The organism is Myxococcus llanfairpwllgwyngyllgogerychwyrndrobwllllantysiliogogogochensis (assembly GCF_006636215.1).
GTDB classification, from domain to species: domain Bacteria; phylum Myxococcota; class Myxococcia; order Myxococcales; family Myxococcaceae; genus Myxococcus; species Myxococcus llanfairpwllgwyngyllgogerychwyrndrobwllllantysiliogogogochensis.
This window is the reverse complement of sequence record NZ_VIFM01000701.1, coordinates 1-495: the sequence shown is the minus strand read 5'-3', so window position 1 is coordinate 495 and position 495 is coordinate 1. Positions and strand designations below refer to the sequence as shown.

Below are 495 nucleotides of genomic sequence, written 5' to 3'. Positions count from 1 at the left end.
GATCTCGCACTAGTCAAGGCACAGCAGGCAGGCAAGCCGCTGGCCATTCACACCGGCCCACTGAAGCTCGGAGAAACCGTCGAGGCCATCGGTCATCCAAAGGGCTATGAATTCACAATAACGCGCGGAGTCATCAGCGCGATGCGGCGCCAACGCAGCGCTGCCATCGGCTCCGACAACCTCGTAGAGTTCGTGCAGACCGATACGCCCATTAGCGAGGGAAATTCAGGCGGACCGCTACTGCTCAAGGACGCCGTGATCGGAGTCAATGACTGGATCCGCGTGGACAAAGGCTCGCAGAACCTCAATTTCAGCGTCTCCTACAACGAGATCCGGTCGTATCTCGATCGCTTCAAAGGCAAATAACCATGAGGTCCCGATTGCTCCTGCCCCTGGTGCTCATGGCCCTCGCTGGATGCGCCGCCCATGACACCCAGGTCAACGCATTCAAGATCGGAAGCGCCACATCGAAGAATGTGTTCGTCGATCCCAGCC

General features: G+C 58.4%; 1 protein-coding gene. It reads left to right on the top strand.

Annotated features, from left to right (window positions below; all coding sequences use genetic code 11):
* Nucleotides 1-366: S1C family serine protease (locus tag FJV41_RS57285; RefSeq protein ID WP_141649601.1), on the top strand; the 366-nt coding region annotated here is incomplete at its 5' end.
* Between the last annotated feature and the right edge of the window lie 129 nt (nucleotides 367-495).